This window comes from Flavitalea sp. (genome assembly GCF_035489435.1).
Taxonomy (GTDB): Bacteria; Bacteroidota; Bacteroidia; order Chitinophagales; family Chitinophagaceae; genus DATHKG01.
In genome coordinates this window covers 1-24,700 of sequence record NZ_DATHKG010000133.1, presented here as the reverse complement: position 1 = coordinate 24,700, position 24,700 = coordinate 1, and the positions used below count along the sequence as shown (strand labels likewise).

The 24,700-nt window shown below is 41.7% G+C and carries 22 protein-coding genes and 1 tRNA gene; 10 read left to right on the top strand and 13 right to left on the bottom strand.

What is annotated here, in order from left to right; translation table 11 throughout:
• Nucleotides 1-983: 983 nt before the first annotated feature.
• The gene (locus VK664_RS21130) at nucleotides 984-1,547 is read right to left on the bottom strand and encodes a hypothetical protein (RefSeq protein ID WP_461400689.1); all 564 of its coding nucleotides are present in this window, start codon (nucleotides 1,545-1,547) and stop codon (nucleotides 984-986) included.
• A gap of 310 nt (nucleotides 1,548-1,857) precedes the next feature.
• On the bottom strand, nucleotides 1,858-2,277 hold the full coding sequence (locus tag VK664_RS21125; RefSeq protein ID WP_461400688.1) for a hypothetical protein: 420 nt from the start codon (nucleotides 2,275-2,277) through the stop codon (nucleotides 1,858-1,860).
• Nucleotides 2,278-2,647: 370 nt separating this feature from the next.
• Here VK664_RS21125 and VK664_RS21120 point away from each other — a divergent pair, with 370 nt between their 5' ends.
• Together VK664_RS21120 and VK664_RS21115 are read left to right on the top strand one after the other, a co-directional pair.
• Entirely contained in the window at nucleotides 2,648-3,427 is a 780-nt protein-coding gene (locus tag VK664_RS21120; protein WP_461400687.1) for a tyrosine-type recombinase/integrase, read from the top strand.
• Nucleotides 3,406-4,503, top strand: coding sequence for an IS91 family transposase (locus VK664_RS21115; RefSeq protein ID WP_461400686.1), 1,098 nt, complete (start codon nucleotides 3,406-3,408; stop codon nucleotides 4,501-4,503). The genes VK664_RS21120 and VK664_RS21115 overlap by 22 nt, the downstream gene beginning before the upstream one ends.
• 272 nt (nucleotides 4,504-4,775) lie before the next feature.
• On the opposite strand, the gene VK664_RS21110 is transcribed toward VK664_RS21115, so the two are convergent.
• Both VK664_RS21110 and VK664_RS21105 read right to left on the bottom strand, forming a co-directional pair.
• Nucleotides 4,776-5,495, bottom strand: a complete 720-nt coding sequence (locus tag VK664_RS21110; protein WP_461400685.1) for a gluzincin family metallopeptidase — start codon at nucleotides 5,493-5,495, stop codon at nucleotides 4,776-4,778.
• Between the two features lie 357 nt (nucleotides 5,496-5,852).
• A tRNA-Pro gene (locus VK664_RS21105) sits at nucleotides 5,853-5,926 on the bottom strand.
• A 228-nt stretch (nucleotides 5,927-6,154) separates the two neighbouring features.
• On the opposite strand from VK664_RS21105, the gene VK664_RS21100 reads away from it, so the two are divergent.
• From VK664_RS21100 to VK664_RS21065, 8 genes are all read left to right on the top strand, one after another.
• On the top strand, nucleotides 6,155-7,438 hold the full coding sequence (locus VK664_RS21100) for a dihydroorotase (protein WP_461400684.1): 1,284 nt from the start codon (nucleotides 6,155-6,157) through the stop codon (nucleotides 7,436-7,438).
• A gap of 56 nt (nucleotides 7,439-7,494) precedes the next feature.
• A complete protein-coding gene (locus tag VK664_RS21095) occupies nucleotides 7,495-8,031 on the top strand; it encodes a DUF4199 domain-containing protein (protein WP_461400683.1) in 537 nt (178 codons plus the stop codon).
• A gap of 3 nt (nucleotides 8,032-8,034) precedes the next feature.
• Nucleotides 8,035-8,979, top strand: a complete 945-nt coding sequence (locus VK664_RS21090; RefSeq protein WP_461400682.1) for a glycosyltransferase family 2 protein — start codon at nucleotides 8,035-8,037, stop codon at nucleotides 8,977-8,979.
• Entirely contained in the window at nucleotides 8,979-10,124 is a 1,146-nt protein-coding gene (locus VK664_RS21085; RefSeq protein ID WP_461400681.1) for a glycosyltransferase, read from the top strand. Before VK664_RS21090 ends, VK664_RS21085 begins: the two co-directional genes overlap by 1 nt.
• A 233-nt stretch (nucleotides 10,125-10,357) precedes the next feature.
• On the top strand, nucleotides 10,358-10,936 hold the full coding sequence (locus VK664_RS21080; RefSeq protein ID WP_461400680.1) for a D-sedoheptulose-7-phosphate isomerase: 579 nt from the start codon (nucleotides 10,358-10,360) through the stop codon (nucleotides 10,934-10,936).
• Between the two features lie 132 nt (nucleotides 10,937-11,068).
• Nucleotides 11,069-11,761 (top strand): nucleotidyltransferase family protein, encoded by a 693-nt coding sequence (locus VK664_RS21075; RefSeq protein WP_461400679.1) that lies wholly within the window; start codon nucleotides 11,069-11,071, stop codon nucleotides 11,759-11,761.
• Nucleotides 11,762-11,772: 11 nt separating this feature from the next.
• Nucleotides 11,773-12,330 carry a D-glycero-alpha-D-manno-heptose-1,7-bisphosphate 7-phosphatase gene (locus VK664_RS21070; RefSeq protein WP_461400678.1) on the top strand — a complete coding sequence of 186 codons (558 nt, stop codon included), beginning with the start codon at nucleotides 11,773-11,775 and terminating at the stop codon, nucleotides 12,328-12,330.
• A gap of 63 nt (nucleotides 12,331-12,393) precedes the next feature.
• Complete coding sequence (locus VK664_RS21065; RefSeq protein ID WP_461400677.1) at nucleotides 12,394-13,428, top strand: hypothetical protein; 1,035 nt, start codon at nucleotides 12,394-12,396, stop codon at nucleotides 13,426-13,428.
• Between the two features lie 179 nt (nucleotides 13,429-13,607).
• On the opposite strand, the gene lepA is transcribed toward VK664_RS21065, so the two are convergent.
• From lepA to VK664_RS21020, 9 genes are all read right to left on the bottom strand, one after another.
• Nucleotides 13,608-15,410, bottom strand: a complete 1,803-nt coding sequence (gene lepA / locus VK664_RS21060; RefSeq protein ID WP_461400676.1) for a translation elongation factor 4 — start codon at nucleotides 15,408-15,410, stop codon at nucleotides 13,608-13,610.
• A gap of 66 nt (nucleotides 15,411-15,476) precedes the next feature.
• Nucleotides 15,477-16,658, bottom strand: coding sequence for a glycosyltransferase (locus VK664_RS21055; RefSeq protein WP_461400675.1), 1,182 nt, complete (start codon nucleotides 16,656-16,658; stop codon nucleotides 15,477-15,479).
• Between the two features lie 12 nt (nucleotides 16,659-16,670).
• Complete coding sequence (locus VK664_RS21050; protein ID WP_461400674.1) at nucleotides 16,671-17,945, bottom strand: MATE family efflux transporter; 1,275 nt, start codon at nucleotides 17,943-17,945, stop codon at nucleotides 16,671-16,673.
• Between the two features lie 176 nt (nucleotides 17,946-18,121).
• Nucleotides 18,122-18,883, bottom strand: a complete 762-nt coding sequence (tpiA, locus tag VK664_RS21045; protein ID WP_461400673.1) for a triose-phosphate isomerase — start codon at nucleotides 18,881-18,883, stop codon at nucleotides 18,122-18,124.
• Between the two features lie 98 nt (nucleotides 18,884-18,981).
• On the bottom strand, nucleotides 18,982-20,055 hold the full coding sequence (locus VK664_RS21040) for a putative sugar nucleotidyl transferase (protein WP_461400672.1): 1,074 nt from the start codon (nucleotides 20,053-20,055) through the stop codon (nucleotides 18,982-18,984).
• A gap of 224 nt (nucleotides 20,056-20,279) precedes the next feature.
• Nucleotides 20,280-20,531, bottom strand: coding sequence for a type B 50S ribosomal protein L31 (locus tag VK664_RS21035; protein WP_461400671.1), 252 nt, complete (start codon nucleotides 20,529-20,531; stop codon nucleotides 20,280-20,282).
• A 140-nt stretch (nucleotides 20,532-20,671) separates the two neighbouring features.
• Nucleotides 20,672-21,163: a YajQ family cyclic di-GMP-binding protein gene (locus tag VK664_RS21030; RefSeq protein ID WP_461400670.1), complete on the bottom strand. Its 492-nt coding sequence runs from the start codon at nucleotides 21,161-21,163 to the stop codon at nucleotides 20,672-20,674.
• Between the two features lie 349 nt (nucleotides 21,164-21,512).
• Nucleotides 21,513-23,999, bottom strand: coding sequence for an outer membrane beta-barrel protein (locus VK664_RS21025; protein WP_461400669.1), 2,487 nt, complete (start codon nucleotides 23,997-23,999; stop codon nucleotides 21,513-21,515).
• A 232-nt stretch (nucleotides 24,000-24,231) separates the two neighbouring features.
• Nucleotides 24,232-24,525: a hypothetical protein gene (locus VK664_RS21020; RefSeq protein WP_461400668.1), complete on the bottom strand. Its 294-nt coding sequence runs from the start codon at nucleotides 24,523-24,525 to the stop codon at nucleotides 24,232-24,234.
• Between the last annotated feature and the right edge of the window lie 175 nt (nucleotides 24,526-24,700).

Genomic DNA, 24,700 nt, shown 5'->3' with positions numbered 1-24,700 from the left:
AATCTTTGCAAAAAATAATTAAAACCCTGTACTTTTATTCTTCATCATGCGTCCTTACAAAGAAATTTGTGCATGTTTCCTGCCTAAATATTGTGCACGCTTAATTGCCGAAAACTGTGCATTGTTAATTGCCGACTACAACTTATCGCTTGACGACAACTCTCTTATAAAAAAATCAACATCACGGATAAGGATCGCAGCATAAATAAAATGATAAAGTTGTAAAAGATAATCCCTTTAAAAAATAAAGAAGCCGTTTATCACTTCTAATGGGTTTATCAGCGATATCCACGAACCAATTTTTAAGATAACCGAAGTTTTTGCACAGACTCCCGTTGGCTTACAGTACAACCAGTATAATGTTTGCCATCCTTACTTTTCAAAATATATACATAATACATTTTGTAATAATAGAAGGATGATATATACCAATCAAAGTGTTTCCGCGGAAAGTCGTGGGGATGAACCCTCCTTCGCTAAAGCTACGGCAGGCCCTCTTACGCCAAGGCTTCGGAGGGCGAAGCAAGTCGGGCCTCGCCCGACGAAGCCCGCCGCCCATAGCGGCGACCCTCCTAAAATAAAAATCCCGCCACAACAAAAGTCGCGGCGGGCGAAGTCCGGAAGACAAGATTCGAACTTACCCTGTAAATATTTCATTATCAATTAATTGCAAAACAAATTTTTTGCGACTCACCGAATGACTCACTAAACAAAGAGCACAAATTTGAGAATTTAAAGTACGAAAATATTATCATTATTAGGATTCGATGTTTGGAATACAATTAGCCAGCACGCGCTTTAATAAAAAATTGGTATTCTAGACCCCTCTTACCCTAATAAATATCAAACTTCTAATTAGCATCTCACCCTTAAATGTGCGGATCGAACAGCATCCATTTGCAGATTAGAAGCCAATGTCTACATATGCCATTCCTTCCCTTCGTAGATAACCGCAAAATATCGCCCCACGTCTCCCAAACCGCTTACTGTTCAAGACTGATTTGGGCAGCTCTATAAATCTCAATCCCGAGTCCGTGAATAATCATTGAAGCACCAAAAACACTGGTTTGTCCAAAGTATTCGTTCTTCCACGCCCGCGAATCAGGCTGGCTAAAGATATTCGAATATATGCTGTCAATCGCGTTCTTTTGCTGAGGTTTCGCAGCAAAAGCTGCCGATGCCTTAAGTGTATAATTCACTTTTTGATATAACGAATCTCCAATAAGACCCATCAGATGATCCCTAACATAGTTCAGTTCGTTGGGGTCTAGTTTATCTAAAAGTTTTCTTGTACTGTCTAGAAATAAAGTTGTAGAAGCGACACTCGTATAAAGTGAGTCTAGCCTGAGACTGTCCATTCTATCTTTGATATGGTTTCTTCTTAAGCTGAAAATATTTTCAAATGACGTGCGTTGGAGGGCGGTTCTTGTGTTTAGAGTATCTTTCGTCGCCTCCACACCTTTGTCGACATTCTGGCTTACCGATTGACATCCCAAAAGGTAACCTAATAACATAACTAGTCCATAACTACATAACTTGCTTTTCATTGAATTTTTAGTTTAGAAAGAAAAAAATGTACTCCAACTAAATGTTGTTGTGGTTTTTCCGATTTTATTTTCAACGCTAACTCCCATTTGTACATTTGAACTGGTGCCGTTAGTAGAGGCGGAAGCTGCTGCCTTAACTTTCGTGTTTTGTCGACCGCTTCGACAGTGCCAGTAGTGGTACCATCCGAACTACTGGAGAATAGGCCACCTAGTGAAAATCCTCGTTTTGTTGGGACTTCAACACTTGTCTCGTTTGAAGTGTTTCCAGTTATCAAGTCAGTGCTGGTCTTATTGCCAGTAGTTACATTCCCTAAGTAACACCAATAGCCAAACAGAATATATTAAGCGCAGAAAATAATTTATGTCCCGTTAAATGTCTGAGAGCAATAGTAAAATAGCTTTTCAGCATGTTAAGTTTTTTTGAGCTTAGCCTAAAAGTAGCCAATATCAGGTATGCTTGTGGCAAAAAGCCATATTTTTTATTAAAAAGCTTCCGGGGAAGTTGCCTTAAACTACAGGATGGGCTTAATAATTTCTTTATATTAAAGCCCGTGCACGCAAGTTTTACCTCTTGCACAGCGACAAGTTTTACTTCCTTTAACAACCCGTAGTTCAGCTTAAAGATCCGGGCTGCAACTAAGACTTTTGCTAAGCGCGCCCAGAGGGTAATCAGAGCGTCTGCTGAATTAGGTTCTTGCAATGCTGGCAAAACAAACATGGGAGTCTGCAAGTCTGCATACGATTTCTCTATTAACTAAGGTGACCATAGGTAGCAGCTAACGGTGGGCTATTGCAAAAGGTGGCACTAAGGTAATTAAATTATGCCCTTCTTTGCGTACCGCTTGCGGCAATACCATGTTGAACTAAACCTACGGTAGCCTTCCACACTATCCGTAACTTTAGTTCACATCAAAACTTTAAATTATGACAACGAAAAAAAATCGCCGGAAGAACTGAGATGGAATAAATATCTCAATCGTGCCTGTCGTGAAGTTAATGGATTTACGGAACTGCTGCAACGCTTTGAACGCAACATCTCCATTCTTGGTCGCAGTCCGCGAACCTTCGATAATTATAGTCGTCATGTAGGTGCTATAGCTTTGCATTTTCAATGCCTTCCTACGGAGCTTGATCCCGAACAGGTTAAAGATTATCTCTACGAACTTCAGCAGCGTAGTAAAACTCCCTCCCAGACTTATTTCAAACATACAGTGTATGGTCTTCGGTTCCTGCTTAAGACCGAAGGACTGCCTTATGAACATCTTCATTTGCCGGCCATTCAGAAAGATAAAAAGCTTCCGGTCATTCTTAGTCGGGAGGAACTGTGGCAGATGCTGCAATCGGCTAGCTTACTTAAGCATAAAATCCTGATTGGTCTTTTGTATGGTTGTGGTCTTCGTTGTATGGAAGTTCGCAACCTGCGGCTGAAGGATCTTGACTTTCACCGTAAACTCGTACACATTGTACAAAGCAAGGGTAATAAAGATCGCTATATTCCTTTATCTGAGCATCTTGTACGGGGTATCAAAAAATATATTGCTGCTGAGCACCCAACCGAATGGCTGTTTAACGGACAACCGAATGGTCGTGGTGGTGGTGATTTTGATAGCCGCTATAGCCAGCGGGGAGTACAGTGGGTTATCAAAACCGTAGCCCGCCAGGCTGGTATTATCAAAGAGGTACATACACATATGTTGCGCCATACCTATGCTACCCATTTACTAGAAGATGGCATAAACATTATAACCGTTCAAAAACTGCAGGGTCATGCCAATATAGAAAACACGATGGTCTATCTGCATGTATGTACCCCTCCGGACAAGTTACCCCATAGCCCCCTGGATAAAGTGTTTGCACTATGCAGCCGCCGTGGAAGGTAGTCGATGTATTGCACCACATCAATTTATCAGCTTGCGGATTTACTGTTCATCAGCAAAAAACACTTCGTGCCTTGCAGCAATGCCGTACAGCTGCACTGGGTGGTCATGTTGATGTATGTAACGATTGTGGTGTAATACTTATCAGCTACAATAGTTGTCGTAATCGTCATTGTCCCAGCTGTCAGGGTCATAAACGGCAGGAGTGGATACAACGACGGGAGGCGGAGTTGTTACCTTGTACCTACTTTCATGTAGTTTTTACCTTGCCCCAGGAGGTAAACCACCTGGCTCTGCAGAACCCGGCAACGGTGTATGATGCACTATTCAGCAGTGCCTGGCACACGCTGCACCAGTTTGGTTCCCAGCAGTCAGTTCGCATGGGTATGATTGCCGTGTTGCATACCTGGGGTCAGAACCTGAGCCTGCATCCACATCTGCATTGTATAGTGCCTGGTGCGGGCGTGAACCATGATGACCAGTGGCAATTGTTAGCTCATAGCAAAAAGTATTTGTTTCCGGTTAAAGCATTGACTAAAGTGTTCCGGGCAAAATATGTTCACTACCTGAGAGAACATGGTATCAGGGATCAAAATCTGTTTGATAATCTTTACCGTCAAAATTGGGTAGTATATGCCAAACGTCCTTTTGGTAGTGCTATGCAGGTGATAGAATACCTGGGACGTTATACTCATAAGGTAGCCATCAGTAATCAACGTATTCAAAACGTAAGTTCAAAAGAGGTGTGCTTTAGCTACAAAGATTACAGGGCCGGCGGACAAACAAAAACGATGACCCTTACAAACGATGAGTTTGCAAGGAGATTTGCCCAGCATATATTACCACACCGCTTTGTACGTATCCGGCACTATGGTATACTCAGCAGCAGTTGGAAACGGGGTAAACTACAGGCTTTGCAAATCAAACTCAACATACCATCCTCACCGGTGGTAGTTAAAACGATGCTGCATAAATGCCCTTGCTGCCAAACCGGAACACTAATTACAATTGATGTATTCGGCAAACGTGGGCCGCCCAAACAGTATTTACCGGACAATCACAATTCACCTGTAAATTAACTTTTACCGGTAAGGGGCCTTTTGTGCCTGCAGAAGTCTAACCAGGAAAGCCAGCCGTATTACCCAACACAACGTACCGCAGTTGTAAAAGCAGTCTCTCATATACTGCTCTGCACCCTCCACCCAAAAATTGATAACCCCATATTAGAAGAACGGTACCGAGGTTTCGTTCAACATCGTTTTCATTGTTCGTCCTTCGGACGCAACGAAAACTTAGTTATTGTGTGCAGCCTTTTCTATCAAATCGAGTTTGTTATAAAAATACCGCATCCTTAAATTCCATACTTCTTTTTCACAAACGCAAACCACTGTTTTGTGAATGTTTCATCATCCATGTTTAAAGTGTCTTTCAAATTACCATTGTTCTCAATCAAGGACTTTAAGGTAAGTACACCATGTGATTCTACAATAAACTCGGAAATGAAATAACCTACTTCATAAAGCCTCGGATCGCCCAACTCGTTTAATTCTTTAATAGAAGGTGGATTTTGGCTTACCAGGTAAGAAAGCATACGCGGGTCCCATGGGAAGTTCGCCTCATAAAGAGCTACCGATTCCCAAAGCCAGCGTGGATTATTTGCGATTGTGGAATTGATTTTCAAAGAAACACAATGTGCAAATTCGTGTTTTGTGTTTCTAATCATTGTGTGATAGTCCTGCTTAGGATTATTCGGTGAGATCATATGAATTTGAGAGATGCCGGTAGCCTGTCCGACAGCCCAATCTGGAAAATCTGGAAAAACTTTTTTAAGCGCCGTTATATTCTCATAGAAATGGACGTTTACAATAGGCAAGTCACCCGACTGCAATTGGGAAGTTATTTTCGGGTAACCCGCCTCGAGACTGTCTGCAATCTCTTTGATATTAGTGTCGTCTAAGGCGGTGTAAGCGATTTTAAAATGTCTTGTACTATAAACCCTATCGGCTTTCGGAATGGTTGCACAAACTATAGCCAAAAAGAGAAGGCCGGCAAAAAATTTAATATTCATCATTGTTGTAGAATTTAGAATTGGACGACTGCTCGAGCTCGGTTGCACACAACGGAAAAGTATTGGCGAAGGTGGGCATAGCTTGATGCTTTGTTCCACACGCAACTCGCCGCCCGTTACGCCAAGCATCTATGTAAAAGCGATCACTTACGCTGTCTATATTTGATGTGGTATAAATCACTAAAAGTTATTCACTATGAAGTCCCTGTCACGGTCCTGGAAAAAACATTACAGACTATTCCGGAATTACCCACAAGAGCTTTGATAGTTTTTGCAGTAAATTGAGCAAACTAAAACGAAAAACCCTGCAAATCCTTAGCAGATTTACAGGGTTTTGATAGCTTTTGATAGCTATTCAAGTCGGGAAGACAAGATTCGAACTTGCGACCCCTAGCACCCCATGCTAGTACGCTACCGGGCTGCGCCACTTCCCGAACTTGCACAATCAATAGTGGCTAATACTGATTGGCCCGGCAATGAAAACCGGGCAACAAATGTACAGGAAAAATTACTATCCGGATCGTCCTACAATATATCTGTCCGAAAATTCCAGTTTCTGAAAAAAATCCTGAAACTCAATAAATTCACCCAATCCTATCAATTACAAAGTATTAGGGCCATATTCAAGCTATGCCTTATCTTCGCTCAACTTTTTTTTCTACATGAAGGTCCTCATAAAACAAGCGCAGGTAATTGATCCTTTATCGCCCGCTAACGGAACCGTACAGGATATATTTATTGAGTCAGGAACAATCAGGGATATACAGCCGGAACTCAACCCGGAAGTCGATGAATTGATCAGTGGTGACAATATTTCCATCTCCCCGGGATGGGTAGATGTATTCGCGAATTTTGCCGATCCCGGTTACGAGTACAAGGAAACGCTTCAGTCGGGTAGCCAGGCCGCAGCCGCCGGTGGTTACACAGATGTTTTTGTTATTCCGAATACCAAACCGGTGATAGACGCAAAATCACAGGTCGAATATATTTGTCATAAATCAGCTTTACTGCCGGTTTATATTCACCCGATCGGTGCTATCTCAAAAAACTGCGAAGGAAAAGAACTGGCGGAGATGATCGACATGAAATCCAGCGGTGCGATTGCGTTCAGTGATGGACTTAACCCGGTCCAATCTGCCGGGGTTTTGCTAAAGGCATTACAATATGTGAAGGCTTTCGATGGCGTTGTAATCCAGATTCCAGATGATAAAACGGTTGGCGCAAACGGACTGGTACATGAAGGAGTTGTTTCAACGAGACTGGGTCTTCCGGGTAAACCGATGATGGCGGAAGAATTACTCGTGGCTCGTGATATAAAACTGGCCAGGTATGCTGAATCGCGGATTCATTTTACAGGGGTCACCTCGCCAAAATCGCTTGAATATATCAGGAGGGCTAAGGCAGCCGGTATCCAGGTTACCTGCTCAGTAACGCCCTATCATTTGTTTTTCAGCGATGAAGAACTGGTTCAATATGATACAAATCTTAAGGTGTATCCACCTTTAAGAACAAAAAACGATATTGTGTCGCTCAAACAGGCGGTGGAAGATGGAACGGTTGACTGCATTGCAACCCATCACCTGCCCCATGAGTATGACAGTAAAATACTCGAGTTTGAATATGCGAAGTATGGGATGATCGGGCTCGAAACAAGTTATAATGTGTTGAAAACGATTTTTCCGGCAATGGCAGAATCCAGGATCGTTGAACTGTTAAGTATAAACGCCCGGAAAATATTTGGTCTTAACGCGGCTTCGGTTTCAACAAATGCAAAAGCATCTTTGACTATTTTTGATCCGAATGGAAGCGTAACAGTAGATGCAAAAAACACCAGGTCGAAATCAAGGAACACAGCCTTTATGGGAATGAATCTGAAAGGAAAAGTAATTGGCATTGTGAACAAGAGCCAGGTTATTAAAGCCAACGACCGGAAGCAAACTGTTTAAATAAAAATAAACAGCATATACCAACTAAAACCCAACATAAACTAAAACTTAATCAAATGGAGCAAACAAAAACCAACACCGGGCTTGTTTATGGAATCATTTGCGGCGTAGCCGTTATTGCATATACCATCCTGCTTTATGTAGCGGGCGTGGAATGGTATACCAGTCCACTGGCTTATGTCGGCTTTGTGATTCCCATAGTGATTGGGTTCATGGGCGCATACAAACAACGCGGCCTGCAGGGCGGATATATTACCTTCAAAGAAGCCCTCAAAACAGTTTTTATCATTTTCATTATTTCAGTAGTGCTCGATACGCTCTTCAGCTATCTCCTGCTTAACGTGATCGATGTACCTTTCAGGGAAGCAATCATGCAGGATGCCGCAATAAAAATGGAGAAATTCCTGGTTAAGATGGGAACATCACAGGATGCTATAGATAAAGCAATGGCAGACTTTGACAACCCGGAAAATTTTAGCCCGGGTAAGATATTATTAGGCGTGTTCTTCCGCATGATCGGATGGTTCATTGTTGCCCTGATCATCGCCGCTATCGTTAAAAAGAAAAAACCGGAATTCGAAAATCAATTTTAATCAATGGATCTTTCCCTTGTTATTCCTTTACGTGATGAAGAAGAATCCCTGCCCGAACTTTGTGCATGGATAAAACGAGTAGTTGATGAACATAATTATTCTTACGAGATCATCCTCATCGATGATGGCAGTGAAGATAATTCATGGGAGGTGATTGAATCATTGCGCGCGGTTGATCCCAATATCAAGGCAATCAAATTTCAACGCAACTATGGAAAGTCAGCAGCCCTGAACGAAGGCTTTAAAGCTGCAAAAGGCGAAGTAGTAATCACTATGGACGCTGATCTGCAGGATAGTCCTGATGAGATCCCCGGCCTGCGGGATATGATTGTTGTTGATGGATTCGATATGGTAAGTGGATGGAAAAAGGTACGTTATGATAATACGCTGACAAAAAATATACCTTCGAAATTTTTTAACTGGGCCACGAGGAAAAGTTCAAAAATACCGCTACACGACTTTAACTGCGGACTAAAATCATACCGCCGGAAAGTTGTAAAAAGCATAGAAGTATATGGCGAAATGCATCGGTACATACCGGTACTTGCCAAATGGGCCGGATTCCGGAAAATCGGCGAAAAAATAGTTGAACACCGCCGTCGCAAATACGGAAAAACAAAGTTTGGCTGGGAACGTTTTATCAACGGATTTCTTGACCTCGCTTCAATTATGTTTGTGGGTAAATACAGCAAAAGACCAATGCATTTTTTTGGTTTGATGGGTACACTGTTTTTCCTACTCGGACTTGGTATCGTGATATTCCTGATAATCAGCAAAATCATGGATCCGGCAAAATATGTAAGTAACCGTCCGCCTTTTTATATTTCACTTACAGCCATGGTCATAGGATCGCAGCTATTTCTTGCTGGCTTCCTGGGTGAACTGATAGCAAGGAACGCACCAACCAGGAATACTTATCTGATTGAAAGAAAAGCAGGTATCGACTAATGCCGGTGAATGTTGTTTTGATAGGCCCTGCCTACCCTCTACGTGGTGGTTTAGCAAGCTTTGATCAAAGGCTCGCAAAAGCGTTTAATGATCAGGGTAATACCTGTGTTATATATTCTTTCTCGCTGCAATACCCTTCATTCCTGTTTCCGGGTACAACCCAATTTTCTTCCGATCCTCCCCCTGAAGGCCTGGAGATACATACCAGGATAAATTCAATCAATCCGCTTAATTGGATCTCCGTGGGAGAAGAACTGCGAAAAAGAAAACCGGATCTTATTGTTGTACGTTATTGGTTGCCATTTATGGGTGCCGCCCTTGGTACTATTTTAAGAAGGGTGAAGAAAAACAAACATACCAGGATCGTTGCGATCACAGACAACGTGATCCCGCATGAAAAACGCCCTGGCGATATCCCGCTAACCCGGTACTTTCTTAAAAGCTGTGATGCATTTGTTACGATGAGCGAAAAGGTAATGAACGATCTCAGAACCTTTGAACCAACCAAGCCTGCCAAACAAGTGCTGCACCCGCTTTATGATAATTTTGGTGAACCGGTTCCCAAATCAGAATCAAGATCAAAACTGAATCTTCCGCAGGATCAGCCAGTCGTGTTGTTTTTTGGTTTTATCCGCAAGTACAAAGGCCTCGACCTTTTATTTGAAGCCATCAAAGTTTTAAAAGAAAAATATCCACAGTCTTCCAATATTCGGTTCCTGGTCGCCGGTGAGTTTTATGAAAACGAGGCACCTTATCAGGAACAGATAAAAAACCTCGGTATCGCTGATCAGCTTATTCTCAAAACAAATTTTATCGCAGACAGCGAAGTCAAATATTACCTGGGGGCAGCAGATGTGGTGATTCAGCCATATCGCAATGCGACCCAAAGCGGGGTAACACCGCTGGCTTATCATTTCGAAAAGCCCATGATCGTCACCAATGTAGGAAGCCTGCCAACCTTAGTACCTCATGAAAAAGTGGGCCTTGTTTGTGAACCGGAACCGGGATCAATTGCAAGATCCATCCTGCGTTTTTTCGAATTAGGCGAAAGTTATTTTATTCCTCATCTTCGCGTCGAAAAAGAAAAATACTCCTGGAACAAACTTACCGATGCAATTATGGCAGTTGGCGGATTGCAGGAATAATTTTTGAGAATTACTGAGAGAATTACTTTATGAAGCCTTACAATCAGCTTCGACATGAAGTCAAGGTTTTGAAATGTGTACAAACGAATTATGTAGATCTGATCGGACAGTTCTAATATTAATAATTAAGCGGCTTCTATTAATAACAAGCGGCTTTGATGTTAATTTAAAACTGAATTTCCCGTTAACGAAATCCTTTCGCATAAAATTTAGCTTATAAATGAAAATGTACTATGAATAACAAGATAAAAAAAATAATAGCTGAATCCATCTCCGTAAAATCAATGGTGCTTGAAAACGAAGCCCTATTGCAACGTGTTGAAGAGATCGTTACCAAAATGGTAACCGCCCTGCAAAATGGCAACAGGATATATTTTGCAGGCAATGGTGGAAGTGCCGCCGATGCACAGCATCTCGCGGCCGAATTTTCCGGTAGATTTTATATTGATCGCGAGGCACTACCTGCAGAAGCACTCCATTGCAATACCTCATACCTTACAGCGGTTGCAAACGATTATAGTTACGATGTTGTATATGCGCGCCTGATCAAAGGTCTTGGGATGAAAGGCGATTTCCTGGTTGGTTTGTCAACATCCGGTAATTCAAAAAACATCATAAAAGCATTTGAAGTTGCACGCGAAAGAGGCATTATTACGGTTGGCATGACCGGTGAAACAGGTGGCGGCATGGTTGGACTCAGTGATTACCTGCTAAATATTCCATCAAAAAATACCCCAAGGATCCAGGAGAGCCACATGCTGCTGGGACATATTATCTGTGAACTCGTAGAAGAACAATATTTCGCCAAATAATAATTTGAATTAAATGGCTATTTTGAAAAATGATCAGGTCATTGCTTCACTAAGGATTAAAGGCATTTACAAAAGCATTATACGCAGTAAATAAAGCATTAAACCCATGACAAATTCAATCTAACACTAGCTATGATTAACCAGGCTATAATTCTTGCCGGGGGCCTTGGAACAAGACTTCGGTCAGCAGTTCCCGATCTTCCCAAATGTATGGCGCCTGTAGCCGGCAAGCCTTTCCTGGAACATGTAATTGATTATTTCCAACAACAGGGCATCAACGAATTCATCTTTGCCGTTGGATATAAATCGGAAATCATCATTGATTTTGTGAAATCAAGGTATCCCCAGCTCGATGTTGATTTTTCAATCGAAAAGGAATTATTAGGTACCGGTGGGGCAATACGTTTGGCAGCCGGAAAGGCAAGATATAAAGATGTACTGGTTTCAAATGGCGATACCATTTTTAAGATAGATGTTAAACAACTTTCCGACTTTCACGAATCAGCTTTAGCTGATTGTACCATCGTCCTTAAACCAATGACGAATTTTGAAAGATATGGTGTTGTTGAAATTTCAACGGGAAATAAGATTAATAGTTTTAAAGAAAAACAATTTTATGAAACCGGCCTCATCAGCGGCGGAATCTATGCGTTAAATGTTGAATCTTTTTTAAATGAAGATCTCCCGGAAAAATTTTCATTTGAGAATGATTACCTCGAAGCTCTATACAAACAAAGAAATATGTTTGGTATAGTGCAGGACAGGTATTTTATTGATATCGGGATTCCAACTGATTACGAACAAGCGCAGACAGATTTTAAATAACAACCAGCTCTATGTTGAATCTAAAAGAAATTGATAAATCCTGGACACTGTTTCTCGACCGTGATGGTGTGATTAATAAAGAGAAATACGAGGATTACATTTATAACTACGACGAATTTAATTTTTATGATGGAGTGCCCGAAGCACTGAAAATTGCCACTGAACGATTTGGGAGATTGGTTGTTGCCACAAATCAACGTGGGGTTGGTCGTGGCCTGATGACAGAAAAAGACCTGGAAATCATTCATCAGCATATGCTGAAAGATCTGAGGCTGGCGGGTGGAAATATTCAGAAGGTTTATTCCTGTATTTCCCTTGACAATGAAAGTCGCTGCCGCAAGCCAAATCCCGGTATGGCCGAGGAGGCAAAACGTGATTTCCCCGATATTGAATTCTCCAGGTCAGTCATGATAGGCAACAATATCAGCGATATGGAGTTTGGACGAAATGCTGGCATGCACACGGTATTTCTTACCACAACGCATCCGGATCATGCCGGTCACAAGGCATCTATTGATCTTGTTTTTGATAGTTTGTACAGTTTTGCAAAAGCTTTACAGTTATCATAAAATTTTACTATTCTTTTCGCGTTCGGGTATATTCACCCGTCCAGAAAGTCTAGTTTTGTAATTATGATCATTACCCGAAATAAACAATTCCATTTTGCGGCACTGCTGATTATCAGTGCTGTGCTTTTTTCATTCAGCGCATCCTATGCTCAAAAAGTTAGTTCAGCTGACCGGAAACAGCTCCGCAAAAAGGAAGATAGTCTTGCCCTCTTTTCACGAGACATGGTTTTCAGCCCGAACCCGGCTGAAAGATTCAGGGCTGACAGCAATTTCGTGAGGACGTTTGTAAGGGCTCTCAAAACAAAAAACGCCTTTTTTTACTCTTTTGATTCCCTTAACATTTCCAGGCTTTATTCCCCCGATAGCAGTTTCCGGATTTTTACCTGGCAGATGAAAAAAGACGAATATGTGTATATGCAGAAAGGAGCCATTCAAATGAATACTCCGGATGGTGAGCTGAAACTTTTTCCTTTGTTTGATAATTCAATGTTTTCATCAAAGCCGCTGGATTCGGTGAGGAACAGGAATAACTGGATCGGGGCGATCTATTATAAGATCATCGCTAAAGAACACCAGGGCAAAAAATATTACACCTTGCTCGGATTTGATGACTTTGCAATCAGCAGCAATAAAAAATGGCTGGAAGTTTTAACCTTTAACAACAATGGTGAACCCGTATTTGGCGGCCAGCTAATTTCTTTCAAAGAAGATTCAGTTAAGAAACCAACACAGCACAGGTTCAGTATCGAGTATAAAAAAGAAGCAAAAACGGTTTTTAACTATGATCCCGAACTCGATATGATTGTATATGATCACCTGATTTCAGAATCAGAGGAACCTGGTAAACCAGATACCTATATTCCGGATGGAGATTATGAAGGTTTTAAATGGAAAGATGGCCAATGGCTTCACGTAGATAAGGTGTTTAATTTCAAACTCGAAGATGGCCAGTCTCCCGCAGAAGTAAAAATCAGGGATGCCCAGGGAAACATAGACGAAAAGAAACTGGAAGAAGCTTCGCAAAGAAACATCGATAGAACAAACCCGCAGTCAAAAACACCAGTAAAAAAGACAGACCCTAAGAAGAAAGACCAATAGAGTTATGAGTGATGAGTGATGAGTGAGTGATGAGTGATTGAATTATGAGTGATGAGGAATATACAAGGCTGTTATCATAATTCGCTTTTATAACTCACAACTCAATAACTTAACTCATAATTCACAACTCAATAACTTTACTCATAACTCATAACTCATAATTCATAATTCTCTTGAAGTTATTCATCGAGTTTCAACACTGCGAGAAACGCCTCCTGCGGCACCTCAACATTACCTATCTGGCGCATTCTTTTCTTGCCTTCTTTTTGTTTCTCGAGCAGCTTGCGTTTACGGCTGATATCACCTCCATAACATTTAGCGGTTACGTCTTTACGCATGGCTGATATGGTTTCTCTTGCCACAACCTTAGCGCCGATTGCTGCCTGGATAGCGATCTGGAACTGTTGGCGCGGAACAAGCTCTTTCAGTTTTTCACAAAGCCTGCGGCCAAAGTCCATTGCTCTTGCACGGTGAATAAGCGCACTTAAGGCATCAACTTTATCACCGTTCAGCAGGATATCCATTTTTATGATATCACTGTCACGATAGCCAATAGGCGTATAATCGAATGATGCATAACCACGGGTTTGACTTTTTAACTTGTCGTAGAAGTCAAACACAATTTCAGTCAGGGGCATTTCAAAGATCAGTTCAACACGGGTAGTGGTCAGATAACTTTGATTGATGAGTATACCTCGTTTACCAAGGCAAAGCGTCATGATATTCCCGATATAATCAGGTTTGGTGATAATCTGCGCTTTGATAAATGGTTCTTCAATTCTTTCCAGCTGTGTAGGATCCGGCATCTGGATCGGGTTATTGACCAGCACCTTTTCGCCACGTGTGGTATAAGCTATAAAACTTACGTTGGGAACAGTAGTAATTACGGTTTGATTAAACTCCCTTTCCAATCTTTCCTGGATGATTTCCATATGAAGCATCCCAAGAAATCCGCAACGGAAACCAAATCCAAGTGCCTGTGATGTTTCCAATTCATAACTGAGTGAGGCATCGTTAAGCTGGAGTTTATCCATGCAATCGCGCAGTTCTTCAAAATCTTCGGTATCAACCGGGAAAATACCCGCGAATACCATTGGCTTTACTTCCTGGAAACCCTGGATCATCTGCGGGTTAGGATTGTTAGCGATCGTAATGGTATCACCTACCTTTACTTCCTTGGCATTTTTTATACCAGTAATGATATAACCAACATCCCCTGTTTTAACTACAGGTTTGGGTGTCATTGTCAGTTTTAATATACCCACTTCATCAGCTTCATATTCGTGTTCTGTTGAAACGAATTTTACCTTATCTCCTTTCCTGATTTCACCATGGAGTATCCGGTAATAAACTATGATACCCCGAAAGGAATTAAAAACACTGTCGAAGATCAGCGCCTCCAATGGTGCATCAGTATTGCCCTCAGGAGCGGGGATCTTTTTAACGATAGCTTCCAGTATTGCCTCTACTCCTATTCCCGTTCTTCCACTGGCCAGCAAAATGTCCTCAGGTTCACAGCCTATCAACTCAATGATCTGGTCACGAACTTCATCGATCATTGCACCATCCATGTCAATTTTATTGATTACCGGGATGATTTCAAGGTCATTTTCAAGGGCAAGGTAAAGATTGGATATAGTTTGAGCCTGTATACCCTGGGTGGCATCAACCAGTAGCAAGGCGCCTTCACAGGCAGCCAGTGCACGACTCACTTCATAGCTGAAGTCAACGTGGCCGGGAGTATCAATAAGATTCAGAATATATTCCTGTCCATCCTGTTTATAATTGATCTGGATTGCGTGACTTTTAATCGTAATTCCTTTTTCCCTTTCAAGATCCATGTCGTCTAATACCTGTTCCTTCATATCACGATCACTGATGGTGCCTGTGCTTTGAAGCAATCTGTCGGCGAGGGTACTTTTGCCATGGTCAATATGGGCTATAATACAGAAATTACGGATGTTCTTCATTCCTTGGCTCATCTTTAAAATTGGCTGCAAAACTAATTTATTTTAACGGGATTCGGGAGAGTTTATGAAGCTATTACCTTAAAGATTATTGTAAAGTTCAACCAGCTTAGCTCCAACGTTTTGATAGCTAAACTTGCCTTTTTGAGCGGCGGCGATAAGATCGGGCCTGAATGCTGTCCGGTTTGCCTGCATTTGTCTCATGGCCGAAATGAGTTCATCTTCATTTTTTACAATCAGGCCGTTCTCAGGAGTAACGAGGTCAGGAATCACCCCCACGGGAGTAGCAATTACCGGGAGCCCGCTTAACAGCGCTTCCGCGGCAACGCAACTGAAGGTTTCATACAAGCTGGTAATTACGAGGCAGTCAGCCTTCCGCATTTGCCCGGCAACTTCACCATAGGGCAAATTACCCAGAAAAACGATATCCGTGGATTGCCTGATATTTTTGCTTACCCATTCTGCTAATCCATCCGGTACTGTTCCAAGACAAAATAATTCGGCTTCTCCATTTTTACTCACGGTATCAAAAGCCCTGAATAACATCTCTGGTTGTTTTTCAGGACCCATAGTCGACACATGGAGGAACCGGAACTTTTTTGATTGTTTATTGGCCGGGGCCGGGTTTGATTGTTTATCTGCCGGGGTCGGGGGTGAAAACAGTGATTCATCAACAACATTATGTACAACGGCAAAATTGGTATTGGTCGTTATTTTTTTTATGTCTTCTGCCAACGATGCAGATACAGGCACAATTGCCCGGGCCCTGTTAAGTATCTTTTTGATAAACAATTTAATTGCGGGTGGTTGAAAATAAAAGCCTGACTTATCTTCTTTTTTATAGCCGGACCAGTGTTCACTCACAATATAGGGTGTCTTGTATTTCCTGGCAGACCAAAGTGCAATTAACCCTGCGCGGAAGGCAATATGAACATGGATCAATTCAGGTTTCCCATGAGTGATAATATGTTGCGCAATTAGTTTTTGAAAAGTTTTCTGATAGGCAAGCAAAGACAGCAATGTATCCAGCTTTTTTATTCCTGTTTTGTATCCATTGTAATAAGCGACAGTTTCGTAAAGATTTCCATCATCATTTTTTCCAATGCTGGTGCTGCCGGGCTTTAATTTATCATCTTTAATTACAGCAATTACATGCACAGGGGTATAAGCGGCCAGCGCCTGCAACTGGCGCTGGATAAAATCGCCCTCCTGTGGCCCTTTGCGGTTGGGATACCAACTGGCAAGATGTAATACATGTTTCATTGATCTTACCCGTTAGTTCTTTCCACTATTAAAAAATAACTTTTTAACGATAGCGAAATCATCGTAGCGTGGTATAAAAAAATCCAGTATAGCCAGTTCCTTATGATCAATACTAAGCTTCCACATTATATAAACCTGGTAGCAAATATAGCCTGCACTGCTGACCGCGGCGGCGGCTAAGATTCCATATTGCCTGCTAAATATAAGATTACCGGCAATAATCACCACTAATGCAATCAACCCTCCCTGAAAATTCACCCTCATCTTTCCTTCCCCGGCATTCAGGGCAGTAATCAGCGATAAGGTTGCCAGTGACAAAATACCGGGAATCAGGAGAAGGAATGGCAGGTACATGAGCCGGAATGTTTCACCATAAATTACCGGGAATAACCAGTAACCAAAAATACAAGGTATCAAGAGGATTATTACATACCCGGTGAATAAAAGTCTTGACAGAAGCTGTAGCTCACGGAAATGGTCATGCGAATTTTGTTTCGCTGTGCGGGTGAAAACCATGCCGGCAATGATTGCAGGAAGCAACATAAATATCTGGCCGAGTTTTGAAACCTGTATATAGTTTCCGAGTTCAAGGTCGGTGCAGTTCCTGTTTACGAACCAGTAATCGACCCGGTAAACCAGGAAAAAAATTACGTTTGTGATCATCGCCAGGAATGCATAACGGAACAATTTCTTTAGTTCCGTTGCAGAAGGAGTTCTGACTTGTTTACCATGAGAGGCAATATAAAAACAGGCCAGGATCAAACCGGTAAGAAGGAATGATCCGAAGTATAAATTCAAAAATACTTCTCCTTCATTTCTTAGCAGCAAGCTGGGAAAAAAGAGAATGAGCAGGATAATCGCACAATTAAAGATTATCACCACTGCATTCGGAAAACGAAAATCATAATGGGAATAAAACAGCGCTGTAAAATAATTCATCAGCACAATCCCACAACAATAAAGTGCAGCACTTAGCCAAAGCAAATTGGTTAAGGGAAACAGCAGGCCGATTAATATTGTATTGACCATTACTGAGGCCAGGGTCATTAACAAGGTTATGCCGATGATGGCGGGCTGTGCAATTTCTTCTTTTGCCGAATAATAACCAGTTGCTGACTCCAGGCTAAGGCTGGAGATCAGAATAAGTAACGCAAGATTATTGATCAGGTAATTGATAACACCGCTTTCACCGGCCTTGAACAGCCTGGCGATTGCAATGCTTACCAGAAAAACAGTGAGATAATTTAATCCCCGCCAGAATATTCCCCGGTATAAGAGTTGTTTCAATATTGCGATACTTAATATCTGCTCTGTAATTGACCAATCTGCCTCAATTGATTAATGGCTAGTTTACTTCGATTCATTAACGGCTAATCTACCTCGATTGATTAATGGGTGATCCAAGTCAATTGATTAATACCTATTCTATTTCAATTGATTAGTTGCTGATCTGCCGCGATTGTCTATTTGAGTGCCTTAATGATCTGGATAAACTCTTCAGCATTTAAGGATGCACCGCCAACTAAACCGCCATCAACATCTTCCTTTGAAAATATTTCTTTTGCGTTGTTGCCTTTCACGCTTCCTCCATAGAGTATGGAGATGTTAGCTGCAGCTGCCCGTCCATACCTTTTTTCAAGAGATGAACGCAGGTAAGCGTGCATTTCCTGTGCCTGGTCAGCACTTGCCGTTTTACCTGTGCCTATAGCCCAGATCGGTTCGTAAGCAATCACAATTTTCTGCAGATCATCGTCCGATAAATGAAAAAGCGATTCACTTAGCTGCGTTTCAACATAACTGTTTTGGGTACCCGATTCACGAATAGCCAAAGGCTCGCCACAACAGAAAATCGGGGTAATGCCTGATTCCAGGCAAAGGCTAATTTTCTCAGCCAGTTCCTGGTTGGTTTCTTTAAAATATTCGCGCCTTTCGCTGTGACCGACAATACAATATTTTATTCCAATTGATTGAAGCATCCCGGTTGAGACTTCACCGGTATATGCGCCTGATTTTTTATGATAGCAGTTCTGGGCGGCAATAAAATAATTTTTTTCGTTGGCGACACGGCTGTTGGCCATGATCAGGTAGGGATATGGAACTGCAAAAATGGTAAGTTGGCCAGGACCCAGCGTTATTTTATCTTCCAGTATATCAGCGAGTAACTTCTCCCCGTCCTGATAGGTACTGTTCATTTTCCAGTTAGCTGCAGCGATCTGTTTTCTCATAGTATATTTATTTGTGTGTTACGCGTTTGTGAAACGCATGTAGTAAAAGCTGATAAAAATTTCCGGGATTAATATTTTGCTATGCACCGCTTTCGGTGCTAAGCATCTGATAAAGCTTCAAAAATATGTTTCAGTCTTTGTATTTCGTCCTTTGACAGAACTTGTTTTTTTAATTTCTTCCAGTTTGATATATGTTCGATGGCTTTGTCGAAGCTGTATTTGGCGGTTGAGTGGGCGCCCCAGCTGAATGAGCTTACAAATTTCGGAACCAGGCCCGGTCCGAATATGTTTGCACAGATACCGATTATGGATCCCGTATTAAAAGAAGTATTGATAGCAGACCTGGAATAATCTCCCATCAGCAGTCCGCATTTGTTCCCTGCAGCGATCCAGTTCTGATCTGCCATATTCCACACCTTTACTTCACCGGCATTGTTTTTCAGATTTGAATTGGAAGTTCCGGCCCCAAGATTGCACCATTCGCCGACTACAGAATCACCGAGGTATCCATCATGGCCCTTATTGGAATTTCCAAAAATGACCACGTTTTTGAGTTCTCCACCCACTACACTGTTTGGTCCAACAGTGGTTGCACCGTAAACCCTTGTGCCCATTTTTACCACCGAGTTATCACAAATCGCAAATGGCCCACGGATCATGGAACCTTCCATGATCTCCGCATTTTTCCCTATATAGATTGGCCCTGTTGATGCATTCAATGTGCAGAAGTTTAGCCTGGCACCCGGTTCAATAAAGATGTTTCCAGGATTCAATACCTGGACCGTAGAAGGAATTTCAGCAGATTCCCGGCCATTTGTGATCGCTTTAAAATCCTGGCGAATTGCCCAGTCATTTAAACGAAATATATCCCAGGAGAAATTCAATATGTTTACCAGCCCGGGATCGGTAATAGATTCCAGGTTTGCACTGCCTGCCTGGTATGCATCGATCCATTCATATGAAGGAACAAGGTTGGCAGGAACCAGGTTTTCGGCGGGCGATAACTGGGATATCCCGGCCTCTGCGCTGGTTTGAATTTTCTGACCAGTGGCCAGCTCCCATTTCTGGCGGATAGTAAGTATACCCACGCGGATATCGGCAACGGACCGGATTTCAGCAAATGGAAACAACGAAATTGAAAAAGGATGATCGTCCAGGATGATGGGTGCCATGGGCTAAAAATAAAAATATTAACTCACAACGGTCACATGTTGCATGAAACATCATAACACGCTTCCGAAACCGGGAAGGCCCTCAAATATAAAAAGTCGTCAATATGGATTGAAACTTCTATCTGTGCAAAAGATCTATCAAAAGCAGGGCGGGCCGATAAACACAAAAAATCCTCTCCCAATAGGAAGAGGATAATAAGTTGAAAGAAAATTGCCCGGGGCAATTACTTTTTAAGTGCGTAGCGTTTTTTGAATTTATCGATACGACCCGCAGTATCAACCAGTACTTTTTGACCGGTGAAAAACGGATGCGAAGTGTTTGAAATTTCCAGCTTTATCAGCGGATAATCATTCCCATCTTCCCATTTAGCAGTTTCTTTACTGGCTGCGGCAGAGCGGCTCAGAAAACTGATACCATTACTCATGTCCTTGAAAATAACAAACCGATATTTATCGGGGTGGATTCCTTTTTTCATAACTCTTTGATTTAAAGGCAATACGGATTTTGCCGTATTGGTTAAAAATTTAGACTTGCAAAGGTAATCTTTTGGAAAGAATGTTCAAAGAATATTTAAAACTACGCAAACTAACTGCGCAGATAAACCCGACATGCATATTAACTGCGCATATTGATATACTGCATCGGGAAGCCAAGATCAGCTGTTTTGACCAGTTGAATCACTGCCTGGAGATCATCCAGCTTCTTGCCGGTAACCCTAACCAGGTCGTCCATGATCTGGGCCTGCACCTTCATGCCCGAGTCCTTGATTGTCTTCACAACTTTTTTGGCATCTTCCTGCTTAAGGCCATTTCGAACGGTTACTTCTTTTTTAACCACTTTCCCGCTCTGGTATGTTTCCTTTGAAAAATCGAAAGCTTCAGGTTCAATTCCTTGTTTATGGGCACGGCTGATCAGCACATCCAGCAACTGTCGCATTTTCATATCATCACCCGCTTCAATCTTCAGCTTGAAATCTTTTTTATCCAGATCAATTACTACCGGGGAGTCTTTAAAATCAAAGCGGTTGGTTACTTCCTTATGTACCACGTTCACCGCATTATCAAGCGCCTGTGCATCAACTTTGCTAACGATATCAAAAGATGGCATAGAATAAGTTTTGGCAAATGTAGAAAATCAATTTTGCAACTAAACACAAAAACCATGAAACTAAACACCAAAACTATGAAGGAATTAAAACACCATTAAGGAAATAAAAAATGAGGGCCCCATGGAAATGGGGCCCGTTAACCAAAACTAACTGCTTATGAGAAAATTTTTAGCCTTTCGGCGATATTTTAAAGTTACATATAAGACACACCGCATCCAACAAGGTAACTGAGTATAATTGATATGAGGATGATCTTTTTCATGACTGACTTCTTGTATATATGACTCTTTATGTACTTCAAACGTTACACCAGCCTCTGTTAAAAAAAGGTGAAGAAAAAAATGGACACTATTGTTCGCTTCCCTTAACACGGCTTTGTTCTTCGCCGGCACCACCTTTTTTGCGGTTATTCTGTGGTCCTTTGATCGGTTTACCAAAACGGTAGTTAAATGATATACCAGCTACCCTTGTATCGCGCCGGTTTTGAAATCTTGCCTCGGTACCCTGGATATCGATAAAGCCTTTAACCTTGTTTGTGTAGAATATATCGCGGATGTTTAACCGAACACTGCCCTTTCCTTTCAACACTTGTTTTGAAACACCTGCTGAAGCCTGCCCCAGCCCTCCTATGCTAATCTGTCCATCAAGTCCTTTTGACCTGTAGAACCCACTCAATTCAGCACTCCAGCCTTTCTTGAAATTGAACTGGTTGTTTACATTAAACAAGAACATCGAAGCATCTACATCGAGGTTTTCACCATAAAGCATTCCCTGGTACCTGTTGTAATTGTAATTGCCGTATAAGATGGCTGTCCACCATTTAAAGACCGGTACCTGGGCACTCACACTTAAACCAACATTATCTCTTTCACCGATATTACCGCGTCGCACGATAGTAGCAAAATCAACCTGTTCAAATGTCTCAGCAAAATAATTAGTAGTCTTACTATAGTTCAGGGTTGTAGTCAGGATACTTTTAAATGTGTGGCTTAGCTCCACGTTATTTGTATACTGGGGCTGCAGGAACGGATTGCCAGACTCATATGTATAATTATCAATAAAAAACAGGAATGGATTCAGATCCTGGTATCTTGGGCGGTCAATCCTTCTACCAACAGAAAGTCCAAGCTGGTTGGTTTTGTTAAGCTTATAGCTCAAAAACATTGTTGGAAAAATGTTGTTATAAGTTCTTTCAAAAGCTGAGTCCAGTGCAGGTTTCGCTTCATTGCCAAACTGGTGTCCCTTGATATTTGTATTTTCAAAACGAAGCCCGGCCTGCACTCCAAGTTTCTTATATTGTTTGCTTACGTTGATATAAGCAGCATTGATATTTTCTTCATAACTAAAGCGGTTGGTTTTATCATAATCAACAGAAGGCACACCCGAAACCACGTTAAAATAGTTTGCACTGTTGTCTGTATTTACAAAGCTGCTTTTCACCCCGGTTTCAAGTTTCAGTCCTTTCCCGAGAGGAAGCGTATAATCAACCTTGGCTGAATAAATATTGATATCAACTGGTAGATTGCTGATCAGATCAGTCTGTCCTTTCTTATCCCAGAAAGGATCAAAATTTGCATTCATAAATGTCTGCCTGCTTTGTGAAGCATAGGTTGAGTAATCCAGGTCAGCTGTCAGTTCTTTGCCGGTTGAATCATATTGATGCCTGAAGTTGAGGTTTACCGCGCCATTCTTCCAGGTATTTTTTTGTGTGCCCTCAGAGTAAACAATTGAATCAACAACACTGTTGGCATCCTTCAGATATGAAGTATTATTATTGGAATTATCTTCCGGGCTAAGAAATCCTGAAGTAACTATACCTATGGTTGATTTCTTGTCTATAAAATAATCCACTCCCACTTTCAGGTTATGATTTGTATTACTGCGTTTCATATTTGCGACCTGGTCAAAAACTGCTGTAACCTCTTTATCATCATTTTTATAAATACGATTGATGGTTAACTCCTGGAAGCTGTTGTTTCTGCTAAAACCATAATTCATGAAAGCATTAAACTTACCGTTCCGATAATTTAAATTCAGACTTTCGTTAGTGCGCCAGTATGCACCTTGTGAGTAACCCGCGTTAACGCTTCCGTTAAAACCTTTTTGTTTATTCTTTTTTGTTTTGATGTTGATGATACCGGAATTACCTGCTGCATCATATTTTGCAGGCGGATTAGTCATGATCTCCAGTTGATCCAACTGGTTTGCATTCATATTTTTCAAAAGGTTTACAAGCTCAGCACCACTCAGATATGATGGTCTTCCATCAAGATAGATCTGAACTCCCTGTTTACCTTTAAGGCTGATGTTTCCGTCTTTGTCAACAGTAACTCCGGGCGCTTTTTCAAGAACTTCGAGTGCGGTAGCCCCGGCATTTGATACTGCTGCATCTACATTAACTACCATACGATCGATTTTCTGTTCAATGAATTGTTTTTTTGCAACCACTTCTACAGCTGTTAAGTCGTTAGAACTTGCGATAAGGGAAACATTTCCCAGGTCTTTTTTTGGTGAGTTGGAATTAATATCAAACGGCGTTGATTTGTGAACTGAAAATCCTACCGCAGATACGCGGACGAAGTATCGGCCTTCTTTTATATTAAGGAAATTAAAAGCTCCAGTAGTATCCGCACCCGTAACACCTACCTCGTTGGAATCTTTTGCGGACATAAGAGCAATGGTTGCATTGGGGATTCCCGAATTTTTATTCGCCGCATTGATAATGCGTCCGGAAACTGCTCCTTTCAAAGCCTGTGCGTGGACGCTTATGGTTGCAAAAATATTGAAGCTTATGGCTGCAAAAATAATAAGCGTGAGATTGGTTAATTGTTTCATGTGTGTTGTTTGATACTATGCTAAACTGATTACACAACTAAATTAGGTACTATGTTAAACAAGGTACATGGCTTAGTGGTGGAAGGCTGATTTTGTTGATAATCGGTAAAGTTTTAATGGGATGTTAATGCTGATAGGACGGAGTTGCGGGATTTTGGTTACAGCCAGGAAGTTAATTTGGGATGAATGGTACTGATTTGCTGACGAACGGAAATCTGCATATTTTCCGAGGTTAAGGTTGTTTGATTGAGATTTGAATTGTTGATTTTGCATGTTCAGGGTGTTCACTCGGTTCTTCCCTTCGCCGGATGGGCCTTTCGGTTGGTTTGATTTGCCACTGTGATTCCTGGTTAATACCATTGTTCATGCCGTTCTCTGCTGTTGTCTCCGATCGGCTTTTTGTTCCCTGATCAGCTTTTTTTAGGTATTCATGTAGCGCTGGTTTCTGTTGGGCCCTGATCGGCTGCGGTAACTCCGGGCAGGAATCGAAGGTGGCAATCAAACCAACCTCAGGCCCATCCTGCACGTTCTAATCTCGTTCACTTAAGGGGATATGCGACTTGTTCAACAAAATTCAACATTCACTTATTGCAATATCCGGCATTGACATTATCGGCATTGCAGAAATTAAAATGACATTGATGTGTTACCGGTCTCTGAATCAAAGTTACCAGCTATCCGGTTATTGGAAAAACGCTTGC

Coding starts and splice junctions, on each gene's coding strand:
- VK664_RS21035 (WP_461400671.1), bottom strand. CDS start 20,531: ATGAAAAAAGGAATCCACCCCGATAAATATCGGTTTGTTATTTTCAAG.
- VK664_RS21130 (WP_461400689.1), bottom strand. CDS start 1,547: ATGAAAAGCAAGTTATGTAGTTATGGACTAGTTATGTTATTAGGTTAC.
- VK664_RS21065 (WP_461400677.1), top strand. CDS start 12,394: ATGATCATTACCCGAAATAAACAATTCCATTTTGCGGCACTGCTGATT.
- VK664_RS21070 (WP_461400678.1), top strand. CDS start 11,773: ATGTTGAATCTAAAAGAAATTGATAAATCCTGGACACTGTTTCTCGAC.
- VK664_RS21030 (WP_461400670.1), bottom strand. CDS start 21,163: ATGCCATCTTTTGATATCGTTAGCAAAGTTGATGCACAGGCGCTTGAT.
- VK664_RS21025 (WP_461400669.1), bottom strand. CDS start 23,999: ATGAAACAATTAACCAATCTCACGCTTATTATTTTTGCAGCCATAAGC.
- VK664_RS21090 (WP_461400682.1), top strand. CDS start 8,035: ATGGATCTTTCCCTTGTTATTCCTTTACGTGATGAAGAAGAATCCCTG.
- VK664_RS21075 (WP_461400679.1), top strand. CDS start 11,069: ATGATTAACCAGGCTATAATTCTTGCCGGGGGCCTTGGAACAAGACTT.
- VK664_RS21055 (WP_461400675.1), bottom strand. CDS start 16,658: ATGAAACATGTATTACATCTTGCCAGTTGGTATCCCAACCGCAAAGGG.
- VK664_RS21100 (WP_461400684.1), top strand. CDS start 6,155: ATGAAGGTCCTCATAAAACAAGCGCAGGTAATTGATCCTTTATCGCCC.
- VK664_RS21110 (WP_461400685.1), bottom strand. CDS start 5,495: ATGATGAATATTAAATTTTTTGCCGGCCTTCTCTTTTTGGCTATAGTT.
- VK664_RS21095 (WP_461400683.1), top strand. CDS start 7,495: ATGGAGCAAACAAAAACCAACACCGGGCTTGTTTATGGAATCATTTGC.
- VK664_RS21040 (WP_461400672.1), bottom strand. CDS start 20,055: ATGGCACCCATCATCCTGGACGATCATCCTTTTTCAATTTCGTTGTTT.
- lepA (WP_461400676.1), bottom strand. CDS start 15,410: ATGAGCCAAGGAATGAAGAACATCCGTAATTTCTGTATTATAGCCCAT.
- VK664_RS21085 (WP_461400681.1), top strand. CDS start 8,979: ATGCCGGTGAATGTTGTTTTGATAGGCCCTGCCTACCCTCTACGTGGT.
- VK664_RS21080 (WP_461400680.1), top strand. CDS start 10,358: ATGAATAACAAGATAAAAAAAATAATAGCTGAATCCATCTCCGTAAAA.
- VK664_RS21115 (WP_461400686.1), top strand. CDS start 3,406: ATGCAGCCGCCGTGGAAGGTAGTCGATGTATTGCACCACATCAATTTA.
- tpiA (WP_461400673.1), bottom strand. CDS start 18,883: ATGAGAAAACAGATCGCTGCAGCTAACTGGAAAATGAACAGTACCTAT.